We start from the raw sequence: 21,743 nt of genomic DNA, 5'->3' as shown, positions 1-21,743 counted from the left end.
GCGTCGGTGTCCGCGACCGGCACGGCCCGCGCCTGGTAGCGCCCGACGAACAGCTGCGCACCGGCCACCGGCCCGCGCTCGCCCACCGGCAGGAGCCGCAGCGAGCCCTCCCGGGCGTACGGGGAGGTGAAGCCCGGCGTGGGGTCGGGGTCGGTGTGGCCGACGCTGGCCGCGCCCTCCCCCAGGCCGCGCTTGGCGAATCCGTTCCAGAGCAGGTCCTGGTTGGCCCCGCCGAAGCGGATCCGGTCGGCGGCGAGCATCGCGTCCCGGGCGTCGACCATGCTGACCTGGCTGACCGCCATCAGCAGGAACGAGTCGAAGACCAGCTGGATCCAGCGCCGGTTGCCGGGGCAGGCGGTCACGTCGCGAGCGCCGGTCGCGCACGCCTTCTGGATCGCCGGGGTGCCGCTGCCCCAGCGGCGCATCATGGCCGCGCGGATGTCGGTGTTGGTGGCGCTCCACACCTCGCCGGAGGCGTGCACCTGCAGGCCGACGAAGTCGTAGTCCAGCGAGCTGTAGTTCAGCGGGCTGTCGCTCATGTTGTAGTTGCGGATGCCCGCGTTCGGGTCCTGCGTGGTGTACTCGCCGATGGTGAAACCGCGCCGGCCGGGCGCGGCGTACCCGTGCTCGAAGAGGTATTCCATCGCGAGCTGGTCGGACCAGCTCTCGCTCATGCCCTGCGGCGTGCTGACCCCGGCGCTCGGGCCGGCGATCATGCGGTTGGTGACCGCGTGACCGTACTCGTGGGCGATCACCGACATGTCGAAGTCGCCGTCGACGCAGGGCGCGTAGAACGAGCCGGCGGTGGGCTGCCACAGGTACATGTTGGTGGTCGGGGCGACGCCGTCCGGCGGGGTGATCTGGTTGGCGTTGTTGCGGGCCGGGAACGTCGGCGGGCCGCCGCTGACGCCACCGGCCTGGGCGTTGCCCTGCTCGGGGTCGTTACCGAGACCGCCGCGGCCGAGGTTGTCCTGCTGCATGTTCCAGGTCTCCTCGGTGAACCCGAGGTGGTACGTCCAGTCGTGCATCCGGTTGTGCATCGCGAACAGGTTGGCCCGCGCCGCGTCGATGTCGTTGGCGCGCGGCGAGGTGAACACCTCCGGGTTGCAGCGCTGCTCCTGCCACTGGTTCGTCCACGGGTACGCGTATTTGCGGTCCGGGCGGGGCGTGGCGGTCTCCGTGCCGACGCTGAACGCGTCGTTGCTGAACCAGTTCTGCACGGCTATCGCGTTGTTGCCCTTGGTCGTGGTGGTGGACTCGCCGGTCGCCGGGTTTTTTTTTTCAGGCCGGGTGCCCGGGCACGCCGACGACCTCGGCGCAACCGCGCGCCGGGACGGCGCACCACCGCTTACGGGTGTCGACGGAGGACCTGTCGACCCGGGGCGAGTTCGGGAAGACCTCCCAGGACGGGTGGTCCGCGGCGTGGTCGATCAGGTCCTCGCGGACCAGCACGGCGCCGTCGCGGGCGTCCACGTAGGTGGAGTAGGCGGCCGGGTCCGCGCCGGTGGTGTCCGCGCCGAGGACCACCTCCCACGCCGCGCGCGGCCCACGGTCCGCGGTGGGCACCGCGACCAATGAGGTACGTATGACCTGCGCGTCGCCGCGGCCGGCATCGGCGATCGCCGCCTTGCGGGCCTGCTCGGCGCTGATCGTCGCAGGGGCCGGCGTACCGGCGTCGCGGGCGAGACGAGGAGCTGACGTGCCACACCGCTTTGTCGCGTACGCCGACCGACAGCATGCCGTCGACGGCGGCCGGCAGATCACCGAAGCGCTGCCGGAACAGCACCGTCGCGCCCTGCCCCATCGGCGCCACGGTCAGCAGTTCCAGCGCGGCGGCGCCCTCGGCGGTCAGGCCCAGCACGTCCCGGTTGGCGGCCACGTACGCGCGCGCGGCGGCGGCCGGGTCGGCGGGCAGGCCGGTGGCCAGGGGCTTGCCGGTGGAGGTGAGCGTGGCGGGCGTACCGAAGTCGGTCCAGCGCACGCGCGCGCCGAGCGCGGCGGCCCGGTCCCGTTGCCGCTCGGTGGCGGCGACGCGGCCCTTGCGGTTGTCGGTGGCCTTGGTGTCGTGCCGGTCGCCCGGCAGGTGGTCGGGTGGCGCCTGGGTACGGGTCTGTTCCCGGGGTGCCGCCTGGCCGCCGCCAGCGGCGGCCAGGACCAGACCGGCTGCCAGCAGCAGCGCGGTGGTCCCCGTCAACGCACGGGATGGTGTGCGCACGGTCCCTCCTGTCATCGTCGAACGGCGATGTCCGTTCCGCCATCCGACCAGCACGATCGACGCGCCGACACCATCCGAACATCCATAAATGTTGCTGCGTCGATTTCTCGATGGCACCCACAGGCACCCCTGGCCGAGCAGTTTCGAGACAAACGTCTCACCAGACGAGACGCGAATAGATCTAGACTTCGGCGGTCATGGGGGCTGTTCAGTCCCATGACATCTGTCAGCGTTGAAGTCCCGATACATGTGTCACGTGGTAGGGATCTTGGGTCGGGTGGTATGTGCTGCCGGGCATGGCTTCTCGGCGGCATGTGATGAACCTGCTGGACGCGCTGCTGGCGGCGGGGGTTCGGGTGAACGCGGCCGAGTTCGCGCGTGAGCACGGGGTGTCGGTGCGCACGGTGTACCGGCACCGCGCACGTATCCGGGCCGAGGGTCAGTGGCAGGAACGATCCCGGCGGCCGCGTACCAGTCCGCGGGTCACGCCGCCGGAGGTGGACGCGTGGATCTGCAAACTGCGCGCTGAACTGGGCCCGGACAACGGGGCTGACTTCATCCGAGACGCGTTGGACGATGTGCGCCGGCGCACCGACGCGTCCTGGTCGGTGCCGTCACGCTCGACGGTCAACCGGGTGCTGGCCCGGCATGACCTGCTCGTGGCTACTCCGGCTAAACGACCGCGTAGCTCGTGGCGGCGTTTCAGCTATGCCCGGCCCCGCGGCTGCTATCAGATCGACGCCACCGAAGTGAAACTCGCCGACGGCCGCACTGTCGTCGTCTTCGACGTCCTGGACGACTGCACCCGCACCCTGGTCGCCTGCCACGCCGCCGCCGCGGAGACCGCCCGAGCCGCGATCACCGCGATCAGACAGGCGTTCACCGCCTACGGCGTGCCGGCCATCGTGCTCAGCGACAACGGCATCGCGTTCACCAGCCGCCGCACCCGACCCGGATCAATCTCCACCTTCGTGCAGACCCTGATCGACCACGGCACCCGCCCGATCAACTCCAGCCCCTACCACCCACAAACCTGCGGCAAGGTCGAACGCCACCACCAAACCCTCAAAAAATGGCTGAGCACCCAACCCCCACCACAGACCCTCACCGCCCTGCAAACACTCCTGGACACCTACCGCCGCTACTACAACACCCAACGCCGCCACAGCGCCCTACCCCACCGCACCACACCCGCCCACGCCTGGACCCACGCACCCACCCTCGGCGGACCCACCAGCCCACCCCTGCAAACCGACGCCACCCTGCACCACTGCCCCGTCGCCAGCAACGGCGCCATCGCCGTCGCCGGACACCGCACCAGCGTCGGCACCACCCACGCCGGCACCACCGTCACCGCCATCCGCGACAACAACCACGTCACCATCTACCACCCCGACGGCCAACCCATCGGCTACCTCCACCTCAACCCCGACAAGAACTACATCCCCCTCACCCCCACCCCCACGATCCACAACCCCTGACACATCTATCGGGACTTCCCGTTGACACATGTCCCGGGACATGACAGCCCCTATGAGGGCCCTTTCGTACCAAGATCTCCACAGCGTCAGCAGCGGAGAAGACTCAGCAGTCGCTACCCCTACCGACGTCACGAACCCGACCAGTCAGGGTTCGCTCATCCACGTCGTCGGGTCCGTACGAAGACGCAAACAGCGGATTTCGGTCAGTCCTCCACCAGACCAGACGCGGACAGGTGGCGATTCACGGCACGTTCTCTCCTGAGCAAGCCTCGCCACCCTTCTTCTCCTTGAGTTCGTCGTCCTCCCCGCGCCGACGCAGTGACCACCCGCCGACCCGGCCGGAGAGCTTGCCCGTCGCCCATTTCGCCCGGTCGAAGGTGTCGTTGCCGAGGCGCCGGGCGGCGTCCACGCCCTCTGCCCCCGTCTCGAGAGCCTTGTCCCGCGCCTCCATGGCCGCGTCGGTCCATCGCCTCGCCTCCGACGACTGCCGATCGCCCTCGATACCGAGCCGCCCGTGGAAGTCGACGATTGCTGCCGATACGTGGTTGCTCGACCTCACCACCGCCGGTGAGTCCATCGGGTTCAGCAACACCTTGGCGTTTGCCCTGCCGACAGCCGCTTCCATACGGCCCAGCAGGCGCTCGGTGCACCGGGAGATGAGTTCGAGCCGGTTCTGCCGGGCGTTCCTCAGTCCGACGCGGTGCCCGTCCAACTCGTCCGGCGACGCGTCCAGTACCCGGTCGAGTTCGAGCACCGCGACGGCGTCCTGCAGTTGGAAGCAGCGGGCCAGGACGACAAGCCACTCCTGCGCCTTCGACTCCGCCTCCCTGGCCGCCCTGGCGAGGTCACCGATCGCGCTCTTGCGCTCCAACTTCTCGGCGAGCGCGTCGAGTTGACGCAACGCGTACGCCTGGGTTTCCGCGATCGTCGCCGGCGCGCCCTGCACCTTCGACCACGTCACTTCGTCGACCCGACCGCGCTGCTCGCGGATAGTCATGGACTCCTCGATGACGAAGCCCACGCCGATCATGCGGGCCAGCACCGCGTCCTTCTGGGCGCGGAGCACATCGTCGACCTTCTCGTCGATGGTGGCGAGATAGTCGGTGATCTCCTTCATGCTCTGTTGCATCGCGAGCTGCGCCATGAGTCCGGCGGCGCCGGCCAGCAGCGCCGGGTTGCCGACCATCGATGCTTTGTCGATTTGGAGCCATTTGTGGATCGAGCCCGGATCGCCGACCATCGCGTGGCTGACACCCGGAGTCTTGGTCGGCATCAGCCCGTGTTTGTGCATGAGATGGGCCGATTCCTTCGTCAGCTGCACCCAGCGACCCGAGTTGGCGGCGATCTCGGAACCGGCCTGAGCCGCTGCCGTCCCCACCGTGAGCACAGACCCGAGCCGAGGCAGCCCGAGGTCCTTCGACGGCAGGCCCTCGGAGACGAGGAAACGTTCGACAGCCCTCGAATCTCCGATGACCGCCAGTCCGTCGCCGTCGCTGATCAGCTGAATCTCGTTACCCATTGCCGGCTCCTGACAGCTGGGAGGGGAGAGCGACCCTGTCCGCTCTGTTCGCTGTGGCCTTGGGACTCTAGCCGTCCCACCGACGGGACGGGTGTACCCGTACGTATCGATCTCCGCGACAGGCCGCTACCGATGGCTCCCGCTTTCAGGTTCCGGACGCCGGCTCACGCCGGGCGTCGAGGAAGGTGGTCACCGCCCGGCGGAAGCCGTGCGGATTCTCGACCCACGGCAGATGACCGGATCCGGGGAGACTGACCCGCTGGCAGTTCGGCAGCGCCTTCTCCAGCGAGTCGACGCCCCATCGGGGACGGATGTCCTCGGGTCCGTCGATGATCAGCACGGGCAGGTCGAGCGTCCGGCACCGCGCCGCGAGGTCGCAGATGCGGAGTTCCTGCTTGACCTCGGCGTTGATCGCCCGGTTGCAGTCGCCGTTGACACCGAGCCACGGCGTGGCCATGTCCTCGGCGTGCCGCACGGCGTCGTCGGGGTCGGCGAAGTCGGCCGACCACTGCAGGACCGCCCGTTCCCGATCCTCGGCCGGGGTGCGGTCCCGTGCGCCAAGCGCCTCCCACCGATCCAGGTGCGGCCCGAGCCGCCGCCGGAGATTCCGTTCGTAGTGCGGGTGCCAGCCGCGATCGGGGTCGATGCCGGTGCCGGACACGTAGATCAGGTGACTGACCCGTTCCGGGTGGTCGATCGCGTACCGCAGCGCCAGGTACGCGCCCCACGAGTGGCCCAGCACCGCCGTTCGCGGCCCGGCCAGGCGTTCGCGTACCGCGTCGAGGTCCGCGACGAAGCGGCCGATCGAGTACGGACCGCGCCGCTCGGAGCGCCCGCAACCACGCTGGTCCCACCGGATGACGCGGGCGCGATCGTCGAGCAGCCGAGCGACCGGGCCGAGGTAGTCCCACATGCCGGGGCCGCCGTGACAGAGCACCAGCGGCGCTCCGGCGCCGCCCTGGTCGGCCCAATGGCGGCAACCGTCTTCGGTACGCACATCCACAGTAATCGCGGACAGTATGCGAGACCTGGTGCCGCTGCTGACCGAGCGGACCCGGGCGATGCACGCCTTCCTGCGAGACCAGGCCACGCTCGGGGTCGAGCCCTGGGCAACCCACTGGCGGACCGGGCACGGCGACGCGTGGGGCAACGACGCGGATTACACCGAACGCCACACCGACCACTGGGCAAAGGCGCTGCTGGACGTCGCCGGTCAGGGCTCGCGCATCCAGAGTTTCGGATCATTCACGAAGACGCCCTTGCCCTGATGCCGCAAGATCACCCGAAGCGCTTCGAGCCGAACGTAGACCTGCTTCACGGTTGACGGGCTGACATTGTGCATCGCGGCGAGCTGCGAGATGGAGGGCAGCTTGTCCCCCGGCTTGAGCTTCCTCGCTCTGATGTCGGCGACGATTTCGTCGGCGATCCGGACGTAGTCAGCGGTAATCGGCATGGCTCCCCCTGCGTGGCATGCCAATTCGATCACGCAACGACACCCCGCAACAACTCAACGTTTGACTAAGGTGACTGGGACAGCTAAGTTGAACGACGCCTCTCCCCTTGCGTGGCAACAAGGAGCAGGGGTTCCCCCGGTCGGGACGGGTGTGCGTACCCGTCCCGACCCCTCCGGACTGCTCTGCCTCCCGTACCGCCGATCTGGGCTGCGGGGGCGGAGCGGGCGGGCCGCCCGCGGCCGGCGTGCGGACGGCCCGCCCTTCCAGATCCACCGCACCGACCCGCCGCGTCTCCGCCGCCCCGGAAAGGACCGAAGTGACGCAGTATCGAACCGGCCGGATCTACGGGACCGGTCTACCGGCCCGGATGACCCCGCACGAGGTGCGCACCCACGCCTTCGATCCCCGTCGGCGGGGTGTCGACCCCGATCAGGTACGCCAGTTCCAGGCCCGTGTCGCCGACGAGCTGACCGAGCTGCACCGGCAGGTACGCCTGCTCGCGCAGGAGAACGACAGGCTGAAGCGCGCCCTGCGGGACTGGCAGACCATGCACGCCCGGGAGTGCCGCCCGCCGAACGACGGCCCCTGGTAACGGTGCGGCCGCAACCCGGCGACCTGCTGCGGGTCGACGGTCGCGCGTCGGTGCAGTTCGGCGGCGACCGGGCGCTGACATTCCGGGTCGTCTCGGTCGGCCCTGACGTGCCCCACACCGGCTGGATCTGGCTGACCGGCTACGTGCTCAACCGTCGAGGCACCGCGACGGTCAAGCGGGAAATCTTCGTCCAGGCGACCGGCCTGCGTCGTCATGTCGACATCCCGACCCCGGGCCGCGCTCGCGCCGCCCGCCCCTATGCTGCTCGGAATGACCAGGGTGACGGCGGAGCAGCTCGCCACGGCGAGGGGCTGCGTGCTCGGGCTGATGCTCGGTGACGCGGTGGGCGTGACTGGCGGCCATCTGCCGACCGAAGGCCCGTTACGGGCGACGAGCGCCGGCCAACTCGCCTGCTTCACCATCGAGGGCATCATCCGCGCCGACGTCCGGGGAACACACAAGGGAATCTGCCATCCGCCCAGCGTCGTGTGGCACGCCTACACACGCTGGGCGTCGAAGCGGGGCATCCCCGGGATCAGACGGTGGCAGGACGAGGACTGGCCAGACGGCTGGCTCGCGCAGGTGCCGGCGTTGAGTGTTCACCGCGGGTCCGCTCCGGCCACCGTCTCCGCTCTGCAGGTCCAGCCGGTACTGGACCCCGACAAGGACCGCGTCTGGACCAGCGTGGGGGCACACGGACTCACCCGTGCCCTGCCCGCCGGCCTCGTCGAATGGTGGCATCCGGAGCCTGGCCGGTTCGCTGCGGAGTTGGCGGCCACCACGCACGGTCCCGAGGCGGTGGACGCCGCCGCAGTGGGCGCGACGATGATCAGCGCGGTGGCCAAGGGCCATGGTGTCGAGGAGTCGGTGGAGCGGGCGCAACGGGGGTGCCATAGTTTCCTCCGAGTGCTGACCGGTCGGCCCCTCGCCGAGGCGGCGCAAGCAGCTCGGGAGCATCCGCGTGACCCGGAAGCGCTGACACGGCTCGTCCCCGACGGCCGCGCGCTGTCAGCGCTCGCGGGAGCCGTCTACGTCGCCCTGTCGTTCCCCGGCCGGGGGCAGCTGCACGACGCCCTGCTGTTCGCCGCCTCCGCACCGCACGGTCGGCATGCAGCAGCGACCGTAGGAGCGCTGCTCGGCGCGCGGCACGGCGTGAACGCGCTCCCGGTCGGCCTGGTGTCCCGGTTGGAACTGGCCTGGGTCGCCGATGTGCTGGCACGTGACCTGCTCGCCGAGTTCGTTGACAGACCGTCAGGCACCGAGTACACCGACGGGAGCGATCCGGACTGGTGGGACCGCTACCCCGGCTGGTGACCCGGACTCCGCAGCGCCATCCACGACGATCATCCCCGCACGAACCGGGCCGAGACGGTAGGAAGGTCGCATGGAGCTCGCCGTCGAGGTTCAACCGCCTGACAGTCCTGGCGGGCTGTCCACCCGCCACCTTGCGGACGGCTCCCGGGTGGGGGAACTCGCCGCCGCGATAGCGGCGGTCAGCAACCGGCTGACCGCCGAACTGGAAGGCACGCCGAGTTCCGGACAGGACTGGCTGCTTGACGAGGTGGAGATGACGTTCCACCTCGATCTCCTGCCCGGAACCGGAGTCGTGCTCGTGCGTGACGACACCCGCCACACCGTCTCGGTGAAATGCAGGTTCACCCGTGCGTCGGAATCATCGGAGGAGCCGACACAAGCGCCATGAAACGCACGCGCCTCTGGCTGGGAATCCTCGGCCTCGTCAGCACCAGCTACCTGATCTTCGAGCCGGTCGAGCGCCTTACGTTGGCTTGGGCGAGGTTGACGGAGTTCGGGCCGTACGCCTTGATAGCTCTCGCGATCCTGAACCTGGGCCGGGCGGTGACACGATCGGCCCTCGTCCTCGTGGGTCCCGCCATCCTGGTCACGATCGCCGTCGCTCTGGCGTACCGGCCGAAGGTCGGCTCAGCGGATGCCGTCGACCTCGCCGTCGCGCTGGCGTTCGCCGGCGCCGTCGCGTTGGTGATGTCGGCCGTGAAGGACGAGCAGTTGTGGACCCGCGTGATGTGGACCGGTCGGGTCGCGGCGCTGGCCGCTCTGCGCGGGCGACTGCGAGCGGTCGCGGTTCTCGGTGAGATACGCGTCGACATGCTTCAGTCACAGCCCCACGGAAAGCCTGTCCTCACCGCGGTGGCAGTGGGCGGCCGAGTGGTAGTGGATGTCCCACGCGAATGGCGCATTCTGGCCCGACCCCCTGCCGGGTCTTTGCTCCTCGTACGTGAGCTGGGCCGGCGCGATCTGCCCGACACGGGCGAAGCAGACCTCGAGGTTCGGCTGGTCGGGCTGGGCGGCGCACTCGAGCTGCGCCGCAGCTAATCCCGCGCGGGATGCACATAGAACAGGTTCAGCTCTTCCTCCGCTGACGGCGGGTCCGGCATGCCGTCGCTGACCTCGAAGAAGTGCGAGAGCTCCCGGTTCCGCGCCGCCTCGTTCTCAGGCGTGGCGGGAAGACTGAGGTGAAGGCTTTCGAGAAGGTCGAAACGGTGCAGGTCGTAGGCGACCGACATGGCCACCCCCTGGTTGGCCGCCGCCGCAATGGCGGCCCGGTAGGCGGCAACGGCCAGCAGCAGCAACGTCGACGGCACCAGCAGCATCCAACGGTCGTTGGCGAAGGCCACGAAGCCCAGCCCACTCATGATCAGGAACGTGACCGCAAGATTCGTCGAAGCGTCGACGCCGTCGCTGTCCGAGTCGAACTCACCAGCGATTCTCTCGTTGAGCAACGGGTAGAGGCGGGGCCATGTCCGGAGGGTGTTCAGGGCATAGCGCTCACCCGCGACCCGCTCGTTGCGCCGAAGGGTGTTGCCGAGCATCGTCGGTAACACCGGCTCGGAGCCGGGCGGATAGGCCATCAGCCTCGCCTCGGCCCGCTCGGATCGCATCTCGAGCCTCCGCACGCGCCGTTGCTCCCGGATCTGCTCCGCAATTGGCATGTCAGCCAGTCGCGCGTCACCGACCGGTCTCACGGGTGCGTTCACCGCTTGACGCAGGCGGTTCCGGCGCCGGGTGTGAAGCGCGGTGGCGACCCGAAAGGGAACCGCACCCAGCCGACTCCGCCAGTACCCCTCCATGATGCGGACCAACCGTATCTGGAAGGGTTGGATCACCGTGGTCAGCGTGATCACCAGAAGTGCGAACATCAGCAGGCCACCGGCATCCGTCTTGAATCTGACCTTCGACAACGCCTCCGGGAACAGCAGCGGGCCGGTGTTGGTGAACGCCTCGATCATCACGAGCACCCACACGTACGCAACCAGGATGGCGTTCGGCAGCAGACCGACGATCAGCAGACGGCCGAAGTTCGCGGCCGTCGAGGTGAACAAGGCACCCAGCCACATGTCTCCCCCTCAGTCCGTACGCAGTGGAGAAGGGTCATGAATGCCTGGCTGCACATGTCGGCTCAGATCGGGATCGAAGTCGCGGGGGTATACGAGAGTCTGCCCGCAGCCAGGGCACGAATACTCTTTGACAAACACCTTCCGCGTTCCCGATGCCGAATGCCATGGGCACCGGACGCTGCGGTCATCCGCGAGCATCAGGTCGCTCACCCACTGACAGCCAGGTATCTGACAGAGATAGACGAACCGAGGACGACGGTCCGACTCACCTCTGAGCGACAGCCGAAACCTGGACCAGGCGAGCGGCAGCCGGGAAATGAGGATCAGCAGTAGCCACGATCTCACCCGGCTCCTCCAGAGGGGCTGTCGTGGCAGCGAGTTTGCCATGGCACCGAAGGCAGGGGAACGATCCGATCCGTCGGGTAACTGACTCGGCTGCACCCCTGGATCGCCGTCTTGGAGGCAGTGCCGACCAGCCTCTGGACCTCTTCCACGAACCTGGCGGCCAAGGAGGGCATCGGTGTCGCCAGGTCCGAGGAAATCCGTCAGTCCTGGGTGCCGGCGAACAGGGTCCAGGCGTCGATCTCGGTCGGCGCGAGGGGCCGCGCCGGCAGGTAGGACGCCAGGTCGCGGAAGTCCGCCACGGCGTTGTGCACGCACACCGCGAGCGAGAAGTGCAGCAGTTCGCGCAGCGCCTGCGCGTCGGGCGCGGTGGCGTCGTCGAGCAGCGGGCTGCGGACGTCCAGCGCGAACACCACGTGGCAGGCGCTCTGGTCGGCCTTGACGACGCAGTAGTAGCGCCCCTCCTCGGCCAGCCGGTTGCGGATGTTCGCCCAGGCCATGGCCCCGGAGATGTCCGGCACGTCGGCGCCGGCCGCGCAGGCCATCCGGAAGACCCAGCGGGCCGGGTCCTCCGGCGACACCGCGCCGTAGACCAGCACCAGGCCACCGCGGTGGAAGACGGCGAAGCCCTGTACGTCGGGGGTGAGGTGCAGGAAGTCCGGAGTCCAGACCCGGTCGTACTGCCGCTCCGCCAGGGACCGCACGTACGTCACGGTCTGGCCGGCGGCGTGGCGAGCGTCTACGCCCATGCGTTCTGGTCCTCCCCCGAAGCATCGCGGAGCCTCACGCTACGAAGCGCTTCGATAACAGATCAAGGCATGCCGATCGAGTTTGGATGGTCGGTCTCGTGAACGGGACCGAACCCGCCCCGAGTCCCACGGATAGGACTACGGAACGGCTCGTCCGATCGGTCAACCGGCGGGGCGGAGCCGTCCGCGCGGCTGCGCGCGTACACCGGTCGCTGTTGTTAGCGTGGATCGCGGACCGCCACGGCGGTCCGGCCACCCCTCACCCGACGGCCCGCGCGTCCCGGCGACGCCGCGGGGCGCGGTGCCGCGATCCGGCAGGGAGGGGGTGCGATGACCGCGGTGCCGGAGGATCCGGGGCCGGCCGACCAGCGGCCCGCGCCGCGCAACGGCTGGCGGGTACGGGCGCGGGCGCTCGGCGACGCGGCGCGCCTGCGGACCCGGCGTTTCTGGGACGGCGCGCAGCCCACGCTGCGGCGGCTCTGGTGGACCGAGGAGCCGGAGACGCCGGTGACCACCGTCGACCGGCGCGCCCCGGAGCCGCTCGTGGTGCCGGCGCAGGGCCAGGTGTACGTGTTCCTGGTGCGGGCCACCTACACCTGGTCGTCGGAGACCGCGCGGCCGGAGCTGTTCGGCTGGTACGTCGACTACTTCCAGGCGCAGGCCACGCAGCGGCTGCACCGGCTGGCCGTCCGGTACGCGGTGGAGGTGCCTCCGCACCGGCCGCGTGACCTGCACGCCGCGCTGACGGCGGCGCTGGCCGAGGACGATCCACCGCCCTGGACGTACGCGCGCGGGGAGGTGACGTTCGCCTGCGAGCCGGACGTCACGGTGCATCTGGACGAGCGGGTGCGCCGGCTGCTCCAGCCGTACTGGGAGCAGCGCATCGCGCTGGAGTGCGAGCGCGACCTGGCCCGCCGCCGCGCCGAGTACGCCGACGAGCGGGACCGGCGCGACCGGCAGCCGGAGGCGGCGGGAGCGAGGCCCGCGCCGCGAGCGCCGGACGCCGACGGGCCGGCGGACCTGTTCCCGTTGGAGCCGCTGCTCCCCCCGCCCGCGCCGCGCCCGGCTCCGGGGCAGCGACCGCGCCCCGGCGAGCCGCAGCCACCGGCAGTCTGACGCGCCGCACGGGCGGACGGCGGCGGTCAGCCCGCTACGGCCGCCTCGTTCGGCCGGGTCCGGTGGGCGGTCAGGTACGCGGCGAGGCCGATCAGCAGCCGTTGGTGCTCTTCTGGTTGCGCTTCAGCCCGTCCGACCAGGTCAACGCCCTGCACGCGAGATAAGATAAGGGTCCAGCGCATCGCGCTGGAGTGCGAGCGCGACCTGGCCCGCCGCCGCGCCGAGTACGCCGACGAGCGGGACCGGCGCGACCGGCAGCCGGAGGCGGCGGGAGCGAGGCCCGCGCCGCGAGCGCCGGACGCCGACGGGCCGGCGGACCTGTTCCCGTTGGAGCCGCTGCTCCCCCCGCCCGCGCCGCGCCCGGCTCCGGGGCAGCGACCGCGCCCCGGCGAGCCGCAGCCACCGGCAGTCTGACGCGCCGCACGGGCGGACGGCGGCGGTCAGCCCGCTACGGCCGCCTCGTTCGGCCGGGTCCGGTGGGCGGTCAGGTACGCGGCGAGGCCGATCAGCAGCCGTTGGTGCTCTTCTGGTTGCGCTTCAGCCCGTCCGACCAGGTCACGCCCTGCACGACGGCCACGACGACGCTGCCGTTGTGGATCTGCTCGTAGTGCAGGTGCGGGCTGAGGTCGTACTTCGCCGAGGTCGCGCCGACCCGGCCGATGACGTCGCCGCGCTTCACGGTGTCGCCAGTGGCCACCGCGCGCGAGTTGAGGTGGGCGTACCGGGTGCGCCAGCCGTCGCCGTGCCCGATGACGATGGTGTTCCCGTAGCCGGAGGTGGTGGAGTAGTACGACTCCAGCACGGTGCCGGCGGCGCTGGCGACCGTCCGGCGGTTGAGGTCGTCCGGGCTGCCGTTGGCGTCGTAGTGGTTCCAGTCGATGGCGTGAGCCGGGCTGTGCCCGTTCCAGTTGTTGCCCTGCCAGGTCTGGCCGCACAGGAACGGCATCCGGAAGCCCGGCCGGGCGGCCTGCGCGGGCTGCACGCCGAGCATCGCGCCCGCGACGACGGCGGTCGTGAGCAGCGCCGGCACGCGCCACCGGGCGGCGGTGGTCATCAGCGACATCGTTCCCCTCCTCGCATCGAGTGATCCAGGTCGATGCTATGGGCCGCGCGGAGGTCGGGTAAATAGCTACACGGATGAATGCTCGATCAAAACTTTCCTACGGTCAGCCGACCAGGGCGGCGTAGCGGCCGCGCCGGTCCAGCAGCGCGTCGTGGGTGCCGGACTCGACGATCCGGCCGTGGTCGAGCACCGCGATCCGGTCGGCGTCGCGCACGGTGGAGAGCCGGTGCGCGATGGTCACCACGGTGCGGCCCCGGGCCAGCTCGTCCAGCGCCCGCTGGACCGCGCGTTCGGTCTCGGTGTCCAGCGCGCTGGTCGCCTCGTCCAGCACCAGGATCCGCGGGTCGCGCAGCAGGGTCCGGGCGATCGCCAGGCGCTGCTGCTCGCCGCCGGAGAACCGGTGGCCGCGCGAGCCGACCATGGTGTCGTACCCGTCGGGCAGCGCGGCGATGAGGTCGTGGATGCGGGCGGCGCGGGCGGCGGCCTCGATGTCGGCGTCGGTGGCGTCCGGACGCGCGTACCGGAGGTTGTCCCGCACGGTGCCGTGCAGCAGGTACGTCTCCTGGCTGACCACGCCCACGACGGCGGCCAGATCGGCCGGGCGCAGGTCGCGCAGGTCGATCCCGTCGATGGTGATGCGGCCGGCGTCCGGGTCGTGCAGCCGGCTGATCAGCGCGGCGAGCGTGCTCTTGCCGGAGCCGGTCTCCCCCACCAGGGCGAGGCTGGTGCCGGCCGGGACGTCCAGGCTGACGCCCGCGAGGGCGGCGGTGTCGCTGCCCGGGTAGCTGAAGGTGACGTCCTCGACGCGCAGGTGGCCGCGGGCGGTGGCCGGGTCGAGCGGGACCGGGCGGGCCGGCTCGGCGACCTCGACGGGCAGGTCGAGGTATTCGAAGATGCGGGCGAACAGCGCAAGCGACGCGGTGAGCGTGACGCCCACGTTGAGCAGGCCCATCAGCGGCCGGAACAGGTTGCCCTGCAGGGCGGTGAACGCGACGAGCGTGCCGATGGTGAGCGTGCCGGCGGTGCCGGGCAGCCCGGCACCGAGGTAGATCACCGCGGGGATGGCGGCGAAGACGATGCTCATGGCGGCCATCCGCCAGCGTCCGGCCAGCTCGGAGCGCAGTTCCAGGTCGACCAGGCGGGCCGAGGACGCGGTGAACCGGTCGACCAGGGCCGGGCCGGTGCCGAGCGTCTTGGCCAGCCGGACGCCACTGACCGACAGCCCCTCCTCGATGGTCACGGTGAGGTCGGCCAGCTCGCGCTGGCGCTGGGCGGTGATCTCCCGGCGCAGCCGGGCGACGCGGCGGGTGAGCCACAGCGCGGGCGGCAGCACGACCGCCGAGACGAGCGTGAGGCGCCAGCTCAGCGCCAGCATGGCGATGGTGGTGGCGACCACTGTGGTGAGGTTGGCGGCGATCGAGGTGGCGGTGGAGGTGACGACCGCCTGCATGCCGCCGATGTCGTTGGTGATGCGCGACTGGACCTCGCCGGTGCGGGTGCGTACGAAGAAGCCGATCGACTGCCGCTGGAGGTGGGCGAAGACGTCGGCGCGCAGCCGGTGCATGACCTGCTGGCCGACGCGGGTGGAGATCCAGGTCTGGGCGACGCCGAGCACGGCGGTGACGGCGGCGACCGCGACCATGCCCGCGACCAGCCAGGCCAGCAGGGTCAGGTCACGCTCCGGCAGGGCCCTGTCGATCACGGTACGCAGCAGGAACGGCGTGGCCATCGCGATGATCGAGGACGCCACGATGATCGCCACCACGGTGGCGAGCGGGCCGCGGTGGGCGGTGAACAGGCCGCCGATCCGGCGCAGGGACACGTCGCGGGCCTGGGCCTTCTCGGCCGGGGAGACGGTTCGGCCGTCGCGACGGCCTTCGGGGATGCGATCCAAGGGTGCTCCTCATGTGGGGGACGAATGCCGAACTACCAACAATGCTGAGGTTACCTCAACATGAGGGAACAACACGAAAGCCTGTTACCGTATTCCCCGTGGACGGCAGCGACGAGAGCCTGGCCGAGACGTTCTGGGCGGTGACCCGCCGGCTGCGGCACCAGACCAAGCGCGCGCTTGCGCCGTGGGAGATCAGCCCCGGGCAGGCGCGGGCGCTGGGCGTGCTGATGCGTCACGGCGCGCTGCGTCCCGGCGCGCTCGCCGAGCACCTGCGCATCGCGCCGCGATCGGCCACCGAGGTGATCGACGGGTTGCAGGAGCGCGGGCTGGTCGAACGCCGGCCCGACCCGGCCGACCGGCGGGCCACGCTGGTCGCGCCCACCGCCGAGGGCGAGCGGGTGGGCGCCGCGATCCGGCAGGCGCGGGCCACCGAGGCGGAACGGTTCTTCGGCGCGCTCCCACCGGAGGACCGGGCCGAGCTGACCCGCATCCTGCGCCGCCTGCGCGAGGACTAGATCAGCGGTTTCACCCGATCCGGGTGAGGCGACAGGCCCCGTGGCGGGGAATAGCGCCATCGGGAGGAGGGCCGATGGTCGACGCCACCGAAGAGTTCTTCCGGAGCCTGGGGCAGCGCCGGCAGCGCGGGCTGACAGCGCTCCACGAGGGCAGCGTCCGGTTCGACATCGCCGGTGACGGGTCGGTCGACCACTGGCTGGTCTCCATCGCCCGGGGCGAGGTCACCGCGGCACGGCAGGCCACCGGCGGGGACGCGGTCGTCCGGGCGGACCGGGCCGTCTTCGACCGGATCGCCCGGGGCGAGGCGTACTTCCTGACCACCGTCCTGCGCGGCGAGGCGGAGGTGGAGGGCAGCCCCCGGCTGTTCGCGACCGTACGCCGGCTGTTCCCCTCCCCGCCCGGCTCGCGCCCGGAAGGACACCGGGGAGACGGTCATGGGTGACGACCACGTCGGCATCTTCGACGGGACGATCTTCCTGGTCTGCGACCGGGCCGGCGACATCGTCCCGGCGGCCGACGGCACCCACGGCCTGTTCGCCCACGACACCCGCCTGCTGTCCCGGTGGCAGCTCACCATCGACGGCGAGCGGCTCAGCACGCTGTCCATCGACGACATCCAGTACTTCGAGAACCGGTTCTACCTGGTCCCGGGCGCGCAGGACGTCTACGTCAACAGCACGCTCGAGGTGCGCCGCACCCACAGGCTGAACAGCGGACTCCACGAGGAACTGGTCCTGGTCAACAACGACCGGCGAGCCGTCGACCTGACCGTACGGATCGAGGTGGACGCGGACTTCGCGGACCTCTTCGCGGTCAAGGAGGGCACGACGAACCGGGAGGGGCGGCACTACCGGCGGGTCGACGGCCCGCGACTCGTCCTGGGTTACCAGCGCGAACGCTACCGCCGCGAGACGATCGTGTCGGCGACGGCTCCGGCGGAGGTGGACGAGAACGGCCTGACGCTGCGCGTGCACATCGAACCGCACGGCCGGTGGCAGACCCGGCTGACCGCCGAGCCGGACCTCCCCCTGCCCCGCGGGCTGGAACGGCTCAGCCTGCCCGGACGGGTCGAGGGCAACGCCCGGGACAAGCCCGCCGAGCTACGGGAGTGGCTGGACCGGGCGCCGCGACTGGAGACCAGCTGGGGGCCGTTGCAGAACACCTACCGGCAGAGCCTCATCGACCTGGCCGCGCTGCGGTTCAGCCCGTTCCTCGCCGGGACCGGGTGCGTGCTGGCCGCCGGGCTGCCCTGGTTCATGAGCCTGTTCGGCCGCGACAGCATCCTCACCAGCCTCCAGGCGCTGCCGTTCGCACCGGAACTCGCCGCCACCACGCTCACCGTGCTCGCGTTCCGCCAGGGCAGCCGGATCGACGACTTCCGGGAGGAGGAGCCGGGCCGGATCCTGCACGAGATGCGCTACGGCGAGCTGACCGTCTTCGACGAGACGCCGCACAGCCCCTACTTCGGCAGCGCGGACGCCACTCCCCTGTTCCTCGTGCTGCTCGACGAGTACGAGCGGTGGACCGGCGACGCCGCCCTCGTGCGCGCGGTGGAGCAGGAGGCTCGGGCGGCCGTCGACTGGATCGACCACTACGCCGACCGGGCCGGCAACGGTTACGTCTCCTACGAGCGGCGCAACCCGGTGAACGGCCTGGAGAACCAGTGCTGGAAGGACTCCTGGGACAGCATCTCCTACCGCGACGGCCGGCTGCCGGGCTTCCCGCGCGCCACCTGCGAACTCCAGGGGTACGCGTACGACGCGAAGGTGCGCACCGCCCGGCTGGCCCGCGAGATCTGGCACGACGCGGCGTACGCGGACCGGCTGGAGCGGGACGCCGCCGACCTCAAGCGCCGCTTCAACCACGACTTCTGGATCGACGACGGCGAGTACATGGCGCTGGCGCTGGACGGCGACGGCAGCAAGGTGGACGCCCTGTCGTCGAACATCGGCCACCTGCTGTGGAGCGGCATCGTCGAGGAGCCGAAGGCCGAGGCCCTGGTGCGGCACCTGATGTCACCGGCGATGTTCAGCGGCTGGGGTGTCCGCACGCTGGCCGAGGGCGAGGCCCGCTACAACCCGGTGGGCTACCACGTCGGGACCATCTGGCCGTTCGACAACTCGTTCATCGCCTGGGGACTGCGGCGCTACGGGTACGCCGAGGAGGCGGCCCGCGTCGCGGCCGGCATCCTGGACGCGGCGGCCTTCTACGACGGCCGGCTGCCGGAGGCGTTCGCCGGGCACGACCGGTCCGAGACCCGCTACCCGATCCGGTATCCGACCGCGTGCAGCCCGCAGGCGTGGTCGGCCGGAGCGCCGCTGCTGCTCCTGCGGACGATGCTCGGCCTGCGGCCGGTCGGCGACGATCTCGTGGCCCGGCCGGCTCTGCCTGCTAGCCTCGACTACGTGGCGTTGCTCGACATCCCCGGTCGTTGGGGGCGGCTGGACGCCTTCGGCAGGAGCACCGCCGCCGGCGGCCTGAGCCGTTACGAGCTGGCGCCACAGCAGCTCTCCGCACCGTGACGGGATCGACATGCAGCGCATCGACTGGGAGCACACCGCGGTCGTGGGCGTCCACTGGCAACCCGAGGTGGTCAGCCCGGACGGCGTCTTCGGCCCGTTCTTCGCCGACCAGGTGGCCCGGCACGGCGTGGCGGCGAACGCGGCACGGGTCGCCGCCGCCGCGCGGGCGGCGGGCGGCCTCGTGGTCTTCACCCGGGTCGCCTACCGGCCCGGCTACCCGGACCTGATCACCAACACCCCGAGCTTCGCGATGATCGCCGAACGCGGGGCGTTCCTGGAGGGCGACCCGAAGACCCGCATCGTCGACGAGGTCGGGCGACAGCCCGGCGACGTCGTGGTCACCGGCACCCGGCTCGGTGGATTCTCCGGCACCGAACTGGACCTGATCCTGCGCGGCCGGGGCGTGCGGACCGTGGTGTTCACCGGCGTCGCGACGAACCTGGCCGTCGCCGCCACCGCCTACCAGGCGGTCGACAACGGGTACCGCATCGTCACCGTCTCCGACGCGTGCACGGCGGCCACCGACGAGCTGCACGAGGCGTACCTGAGCACGCTGGGCCAGCTCGGCGAGATCGCCACCACCGGCGAGATCGCCTGACCGGCCGCCGGGGCGCTCAGCGCAGGCCGGCGGCGATCGCGTCGACCAGCAGCGCGCCGAGCATCCGGGCCATCACCGCGCGGGCGGCGTCCACGTCGAGACCCATCGAGTCGCGCATCATCGACCAGGACGACCAGGTGCCGGCCACCGTCAGCGCGTCCAGCAACTGCGCGCGGCCCGGACCGGCGTGCGCCAGCTCCGGGGCGAACACCGCCTCGATCTCGTGCCGGACCCGGGCGACCGCCGCCTCCCGGTTGCGGCGCAACTGCGGGGAGAACGGCTCCCGCAGCGCCGACGCGCGGGCCGAGGGCGCCAGCACCTCCAGCAGCCGGGCGCGCTGGTCGCAGACGCGGCGATCCGGGCGGTCAGCGGCAGTTCCGGCGACACCGGCCGCCAGAGCGCGGCCTGCCGCTCGCCGACCCGCCGCCCGGTCGCGGCGAACAGCGTCTCCATGTCCTTGAAGTTGGTCCAGAGCGTGCGCAGCGACACCCCGGCCCGCTCGGCGATCCGTTCCCCGGTGGGGCGCAGGTCACCGGAGTCGATCAGGGCCAGGTGCGCCTCCACGATCGCGGCCCGGGTCCGCTCGGCTCGCGCCGCCCGGCCGTCCACCCGCTCCGGCGGGTCGGCCTCCACCTCGATCATGGGTACGGATCTCCTGTTGCTCGGGTACCGGCGGCAACTCTACGTGCGTGCCGCCGGGCGACCGGCACCCGGCCGCCCGGCGGGACGCCTCAGGCGGTCGGCACCGCGTCGGCGGGCGGGTTCGTCGGCGGCTCGGTGAACTCGGTGACCGCGCCGTCGCCGTCGTCCGTGGTGTACGCGGGACCGAAGTACTCCTGCACGCCGTTGCTCACCTTGGTGAGCCGGACGCCGCCGTAGCCGGCGTGCACGCCGTCGGCGTACCGGAAGGGGACCAGGCCGGGCCCGCGGAAGCCGCCCTTGCGCACGGCCTCGACCAGCTTCTCCCGGGTGGGGTCGGGCCCGGCGGCGAGCATCGCCTGGACGAACGTGTACGCCATCGAGTAGCCGTAGATGGCGTTGCCGTCGACCGGGTTGCCCGCGTTGTACTTCTGGTGGATCTTGGTGAACTCCTGGATCCACGGGTTCGCGGTGTCTGCCACGTTCGGCAGGTAGTTGTCGGCCACCATGCCCTCGAGGATCACCTTCTTGTCGCCGAGCTGGGCGGCCAGCGTGGTGTAGTCGGCGCCCACGTTGGACACCACCCACTGCGCCTTGAATCCCTGCCCGGCGGCCTGGCCCATGGCCAGCGCGGTGAAGCCGGGGATGGTCGCCGAGATGACCACCTGGCAGCCGGCCGCGCGCAGCGCCCCGATCGCCGGGCCGACCTGCTGGTTGGTGGTGGTGTACGTCTGCTTCGCCGCGACCGGGCCGAGGATCTGCTCGACGCCGACCAGCGAGTCCCGCCCGAAGTCGTCGTTCTGCCCGAAGTGGCAGACCTTCGCGCCGGGGAACTCCCGCTTGACGTAGCTGGCCAGGATCTTGCCCTCGACCGTGTAGTCGGGCTGCCAGCCGAACGTCGTCGGGTACTTGTCCGGCTCGTTCCAGTTGCGGCTGCCGGAGGCGACGAACAGGTCCGGCACCTTCTGCGTCTTGACGAACTCCAGCACGTTCGTGTGCGTGGGCGTGCCGAGGCCGCCGAGCAGCGCGAAGACCTTGTCGTCGAGCACCAGCTTGCGGACCACGTTCTCGGTGTTGGCGGGGTTGTAGCCGTCGTCCATGACCTTGTAGACGATTTTCCGGCCGTGCACGCCGCCCTTGGCGTTGACGTGCTCGAAGTACGCCTTGGTGGCGGCGGAGATCTTCGAGTAGCCGGGCGCGGCCGGTCCGGTGAGCGGTTGGTGGGTGCCGATGACGACCTCGGAGTCGCTGACGCCGGGAACATTCTCGGCGGCCTGCTTCTCGTCGTCGGCGCAGGCCGGCAGCGCGGCCAGCAGGGCCAGGCCGGCGGCGGCCGCGAGAACGCGGCGGGTGGTGGTGCGCATGGTTCTCCATTCCGGTGCGACGGTGCGAACGGTGTGGGTGGAACCGGTGAGGTCAGCGGTCCGGCGGCCGGGGGGTGGCGGGACGGCGGCGGACGGCCCCGCGTAGGCGGGCGGTGAGGGCACGCACGCCGCCCTGCAGGCCGCCCGGGGCGGCGAGCATGACGACGATGAGGACCAGGCCGAACACGGCCAGCGCGAGGTTGCCTTCCAGCCGCTGGGCCAGCCCGGCGGAGAGGCTGAGGTGTTCGGTGAGCAGGCCGGGCAGGTCCTGGAGCGCGACCAGCAGCACCGCGCCCCAGACCGCG

24 protein-coding genes and 1 pseudogene are annotated in these 21,743 nt (G+C 70.9%); 12 read left to right on the top strand and 13 right to left on the bottom strand.

Annotated elements, in window-relative coordinates; translation table 11 throughout:
• Together MCBG_RS33545 and MCBG_RS34990 are read right to left on the bottom strand one after the other, a co-directional pair.
• A partial coding sequence (locus tag MCBG_RS33545) for a M36 family metallopeptidase (RefSeq protein ID WP_255358571.1) occupies positions 1 to 1,220 on the bottom strand: 1,220 nt, incomplete at its 3' end.
• 61 nt (positions 1,221 to 1,281) lie between these two features.
• Positions 1,282 to 1,566 carry a hypothetical protein gene (locus MCBG_RS34990; RefSeq protein ID WP_369799253.1) on the bottom strand — a complete coding sequence of 95 codons (285 nt, stop codon included), beginning with the start codon at positions 1,564 to 1,566 and terminating at the stop codon, positions 1,282 to 1,284.
• Positions 1,567 to 2,511: 945 nt separating this feature from the next.
• On the opposite strand from MCBG_RS34990, the gene MCBG_RS02415 reads away from it, so the two are divergent.
• Positions 2,512 to 3,696, top strand: coding sequence for a DDE-type integrase/transposase/recombinase (locus tag MCBG_RS02415; protein ID WP_084789603.1), 1,185 nt, complete (start codon positions 2,512 to 2,514; stop codon positions 3,694 to 3,696).
• A gap of 241 nt (positions 3,697 to 3,937) precedes the next feature.
• Here MCBG_RS02415 and MCBG_RS02410 read toward each other — a convergent pair whose 3' ends face one another.
• Positions 3,938 to 5,215, bottom strand: coding sequence for a hypothetical protein (locus MCBG_RS02410; RefSeq protein WP_043323532.1), 1,278 nt, complete (start codon positions 5,213 to 5,215; stop codon positions 3,938 to 3,940).
• Positions 5,216 to 5,360: 145 nt separating this feature from the next.
• Positions 5,361 to 6,212 carry an alpha/beta fold hydrolase gene (locus MCBG_RS02405; RefSeq protein WP_223201013.1) on the bottom strand — a complete coding sequence of 284 codons (852 nt, stop codon included), beginning with the start codon at positions 6,210 to 6,212 and terminating at the stop codon, positions 5,361 to 5,363.
• A gap of 34 nt (positions 6,213 to 6,246) precedes the next feature.
• Between MCBG_RS02405 and MCBG_RS31440 the strand changes: the two genes are divergently transcribed.
• Positions 6,247 to 6,483, top strand: a complete 237-nt coding sequence (locus tag MCBG_RS31440) for a hypothetical protein (RefSeq protein WP_223201012.1) — start codon at positions 6,247 to 6,249, stop codon at positions 6,481 to 6,483.
• Here MCBG_RS31440 and MCBG_RS02400 read toward each other — a convergent pair.
• A complete protein-coding gene (locus tag MCBG_RS02400; protein ID WP_043323530.1) occupies positions 6,429 to 6,668 on the bottom strand; it encodes a winged helix-turn-helix domain-containing protein in 240 nt (79 codons plus the stop codon). The genes MCBG_RS31440 and MCBG_RS02400 overlap by 55 nt on opposite strands.
• Before the next feature lie 317 nt (positions 6,669 to 6,985).
• On the opposite strand from MCBG_RS02400, the gene MCBG_RS02395 reads away from it, so the two are divergent.
• From MCBG_RS02395 to MCBG_RS02380, 5 genes are all read left to right on the top strand, one after another.
• Positions 6,986 to 7,261 (top strand): DivIVA domain-containing protein, encoded by a 276-nt coding sequence (locus tag MCBG_RS02395; protein ID WP_043323528.1) that lies wholly within the window; start codon positions 6,986 to 6,988, stop codon positions 7,259 to 7,261.
• Between the two features lie 2 nt (positions 7,262 to 7,263).
• A complete protein-coding gene (locus tag MCBG_RS33535; RefSeq protein ID WP_223201011.1) occupies positions 7,264 to 7,599 on the top strand; it encodes a hypothetical protein in 336 nt (111 codons plus the stop codon).
• Positions 7,532 to 8,575, top strand: coding sequence for an ADP-ribosylglycohydrolase family protein (locus tag MCBG_RS02390; RefSeq protein WP_198033263.1), 1,044 nt, complete (start codon positions 7,532 to 7,534; stop codon positions 8,573 to 8,575). Before MCBG_RS33535 ends, MCBG_RS02390 begins: the two co-directional genes overlap by 68 nt.
• A gap of 70 nt (positions 8,576 to 8,645) precedes the next feature.
• Positions 8,646 to 8,963: a hypothetical protein gene (locus tag MCBG_RS02385; protein WP_043323524.1), complete on the top strand. Its 318-nt coding sequence runs from the start codon at positions 8,646 to 8,648 to the stop codon at positions 8,961 to 8,963.
• Positions 8,960 to 9,613 (top strand): hypothetical protein, encoded by a 654-nt coding sequence (locus MCBG_RS02380; RefSeq protein ID WP_043323522.1) that lies wholly within the window; start codon positions 8,960 to 8,962, stop codon positions 9,611 to 9,613. Before MCBG_RS02385 ends, MCBG_RS02380 begins: the two co-directional genes overlap by 4 nt.
• Here MCBG_RS02380 and MCBG_RS02375 read toward each other — a convergent pair.
• Together MCBG_RS02375 and MCBG_RS02370 are read right to left on the bottom strand one after the other, a co-directional pair.
• Positions 9,610 to 10,635, bottom strand: coding sequence for a hypothetical protein (locus MCBG_RS02375; protein ID WP_043323520.1), 1,026 nt, complete (start codon positions 10,633 to 10,635; stop codon positions 9,610 to 9,612). The two genes, MCBG_RS02380 and MCBG_RS02375, sit on opposite strands and share 4 nt — an antisense overlap.
• 545 nt (positions 10,636 to 11,180) lie before the next feature.
• Entirely contained in the window at positions 11,181 to 11,726 is a 546-nt protein-coding gene (locus MCBG_RS02370) for a hypothetical protein (protein ID WP_043323518.1), read from the bottom strand.
• Between the two features lie 330 nt (positions 11,727 to 12,056).
• Here MCBG_RS02370 and MCBG_RS31030 point away from each other — a divergent pair, with 330 nt between their 5' ends.
• Positions 12,057 to 12,842: a hypothetical protein gene (locus MCBG_RS31030; RefSeq protein ID WP_051610920.1), complete on the top strand. Its 786-nt coding sequence runs from the start codon at positions 12,057 to 12,059 to the stop codon at positions 12,840 to 12,842.
• Between the two features lie 26 nt (positions 12,843 to 12,868).
• Here the strand turns inward: MCBG_RS31030 and MCBG_RS34670 are convergent, their stop codons facing one another.
• The 3 genes from MCBG_RS34670 to MCBG_RS02355 all read right to left on the bottom strand — a co-directional run bounded on the left by MCBG_RS34670 (position 12,869) and on the right by MCBG_RS02355 (position 15,790).
• Entirely contained in the window at positions 12,869 to 12,997 is a 129-nt protein-coding gene (locus MCBG_RS34670; protein ID WP_255358570.1) for a hypothetical protein, read from the bottom strand.
• A 350-nt stretch (positions 12,998 to 13,347) separates the two neighbouring features.
• Complete coding sequence (locus tag MCBG_RS02360) at positions 13,348 to 13,905, bottom strand: M23 family metallopeptidase (protein ID WP_083297014.1); 558 nt, start codon at positions 13,903 to 13,905, stop codon at positions 13,348 to 13,350.
• Between the two features lie 103 nt (positions 13,906 to 14,008).
• The gene (locus tag MCBG_RS02355; protein ID WP_369799351.1) at positions 14,009 to 15,790 is read right to left on the bottom strand and encodes an ABC transporter ATP-binding protein; all 1,782 of its coding nucleotides are present in this window, start codon (positions 15,788 to 15,790) and stop codon (positions 14,009 to 14,011) included.
• A gap of 107 nt (positions 15,791 to 15,897) precedes the next feature.
• Between MCBG_RS02355 and MCBG_RS02350 the strand changes: the two genes are divergently transcribed.
• The 4 genes from MCBG_RS02350 (at position 15,898) to MCBG_RS02335 (ending at position 19,435) form a co-directional block, all read left to right on the top strand.
• Positions 15,898 to 16,314 (top strand): MarR family winged helix-turn-helix transcriptional regulator, encoded by a 417-nt coding sequence (locus MCBG_RS02350; protein ID WP_043323514.1) that lies wholly within the window; start codon positions 15,898 to 15,900, stop codon positions 16,312 to 16,314.
• Positions 16,315 to 16,388: 74 nt separating this feature from the next.
• Positions 16,389 to 16,757: an SCP2 sterol-binding domain-containing protein gene (locus tag MCBG_RS02345; protein WP_043323512.1), complete on the top strand. Its 369-nt coding sequence runs from the start codon at positions 16,389 to 16,391 to the stop codon at positions 16,755 to 16,757.
• Entirely contained in the window at positions 16,750 to 18,837 is a 2,088-nt protein-coding gene (locus tag MCBG_RS02340) for an amylo-alpha-1,6-glucosidase (protein ID WP_043323511.1), read from the top strand. The genes MCBG_RS02345 and MCBG_RS02340 overlap by 8 nt, the downstream gene beginning before the upstream one ends.
• Positions 18,838 to 18,847: 10 nt before the next feature.
• Complete coding sequence (locus tag MCBG_RS02335; protein ID WP_043323509.1) at positions 18,848 to 19,435, top strand: cysteine hydrolase family protein; 588 nt, start codon at positions 18,848 to 18,850, stop codon at positions 19,433 to 19,435.
• 16 nt (positions 19,436 to 19,451) lie between these two features.
• On the opposite strand, the gene MCBG_RS34985 is transcribed toward MCBG_RS02335, so the two are convergent.
• From MCBG_RS34985 to MCBG_RS02320, 3 genes and pseudogenes are all read right to left on the bottom strand, one after another.
• Complete coding sequence (locus MCBG_RS34985) at positions 19,452 to 19,754, bottom strand: hypothetical protein (protein WP_369799252.1); 303 nt, start codon at positions 19,752 to 19,754, stop codon at positions 19,452 to 19,454.
• Between the two features lie 412 nt (positions 19,755 to 20,166).
• The gene (locus tag MCBG_RS02325) at positions 20,167 to 21,438 is read right to left on the bottom strand and encodes an ABC transporter substrate-binding protein (protein ID WP_043323507.1); all 1,272 of its coding nucleotides are present in this window, start codon (positions 21,436 to 21,438) and stop codon (positions 20,167 to 20,169) included.
• Between the two features lie 52 nt (positions 21,439 to 21,490).
• Positions 21,491 to 21,743 (bottom strand): annotated as a pseudogene (locus MCBG_RS02320) (branched-chain amino acid ABC transporter permease); the annotation flags it as partial.

This window comes from Micromonospora sp. M42 (assembly GCF_000568915.1).
GTDB classification, from domain to species: Bacteria; Actinomycetota; Actinomycetes; order Mycobacteriales; family Micromonosporaceae; genus Micromonospora; species Micromonospora chalcea.
This window is presented reverse-complemented; position numbering and strand designations above follow the sequence as displayed.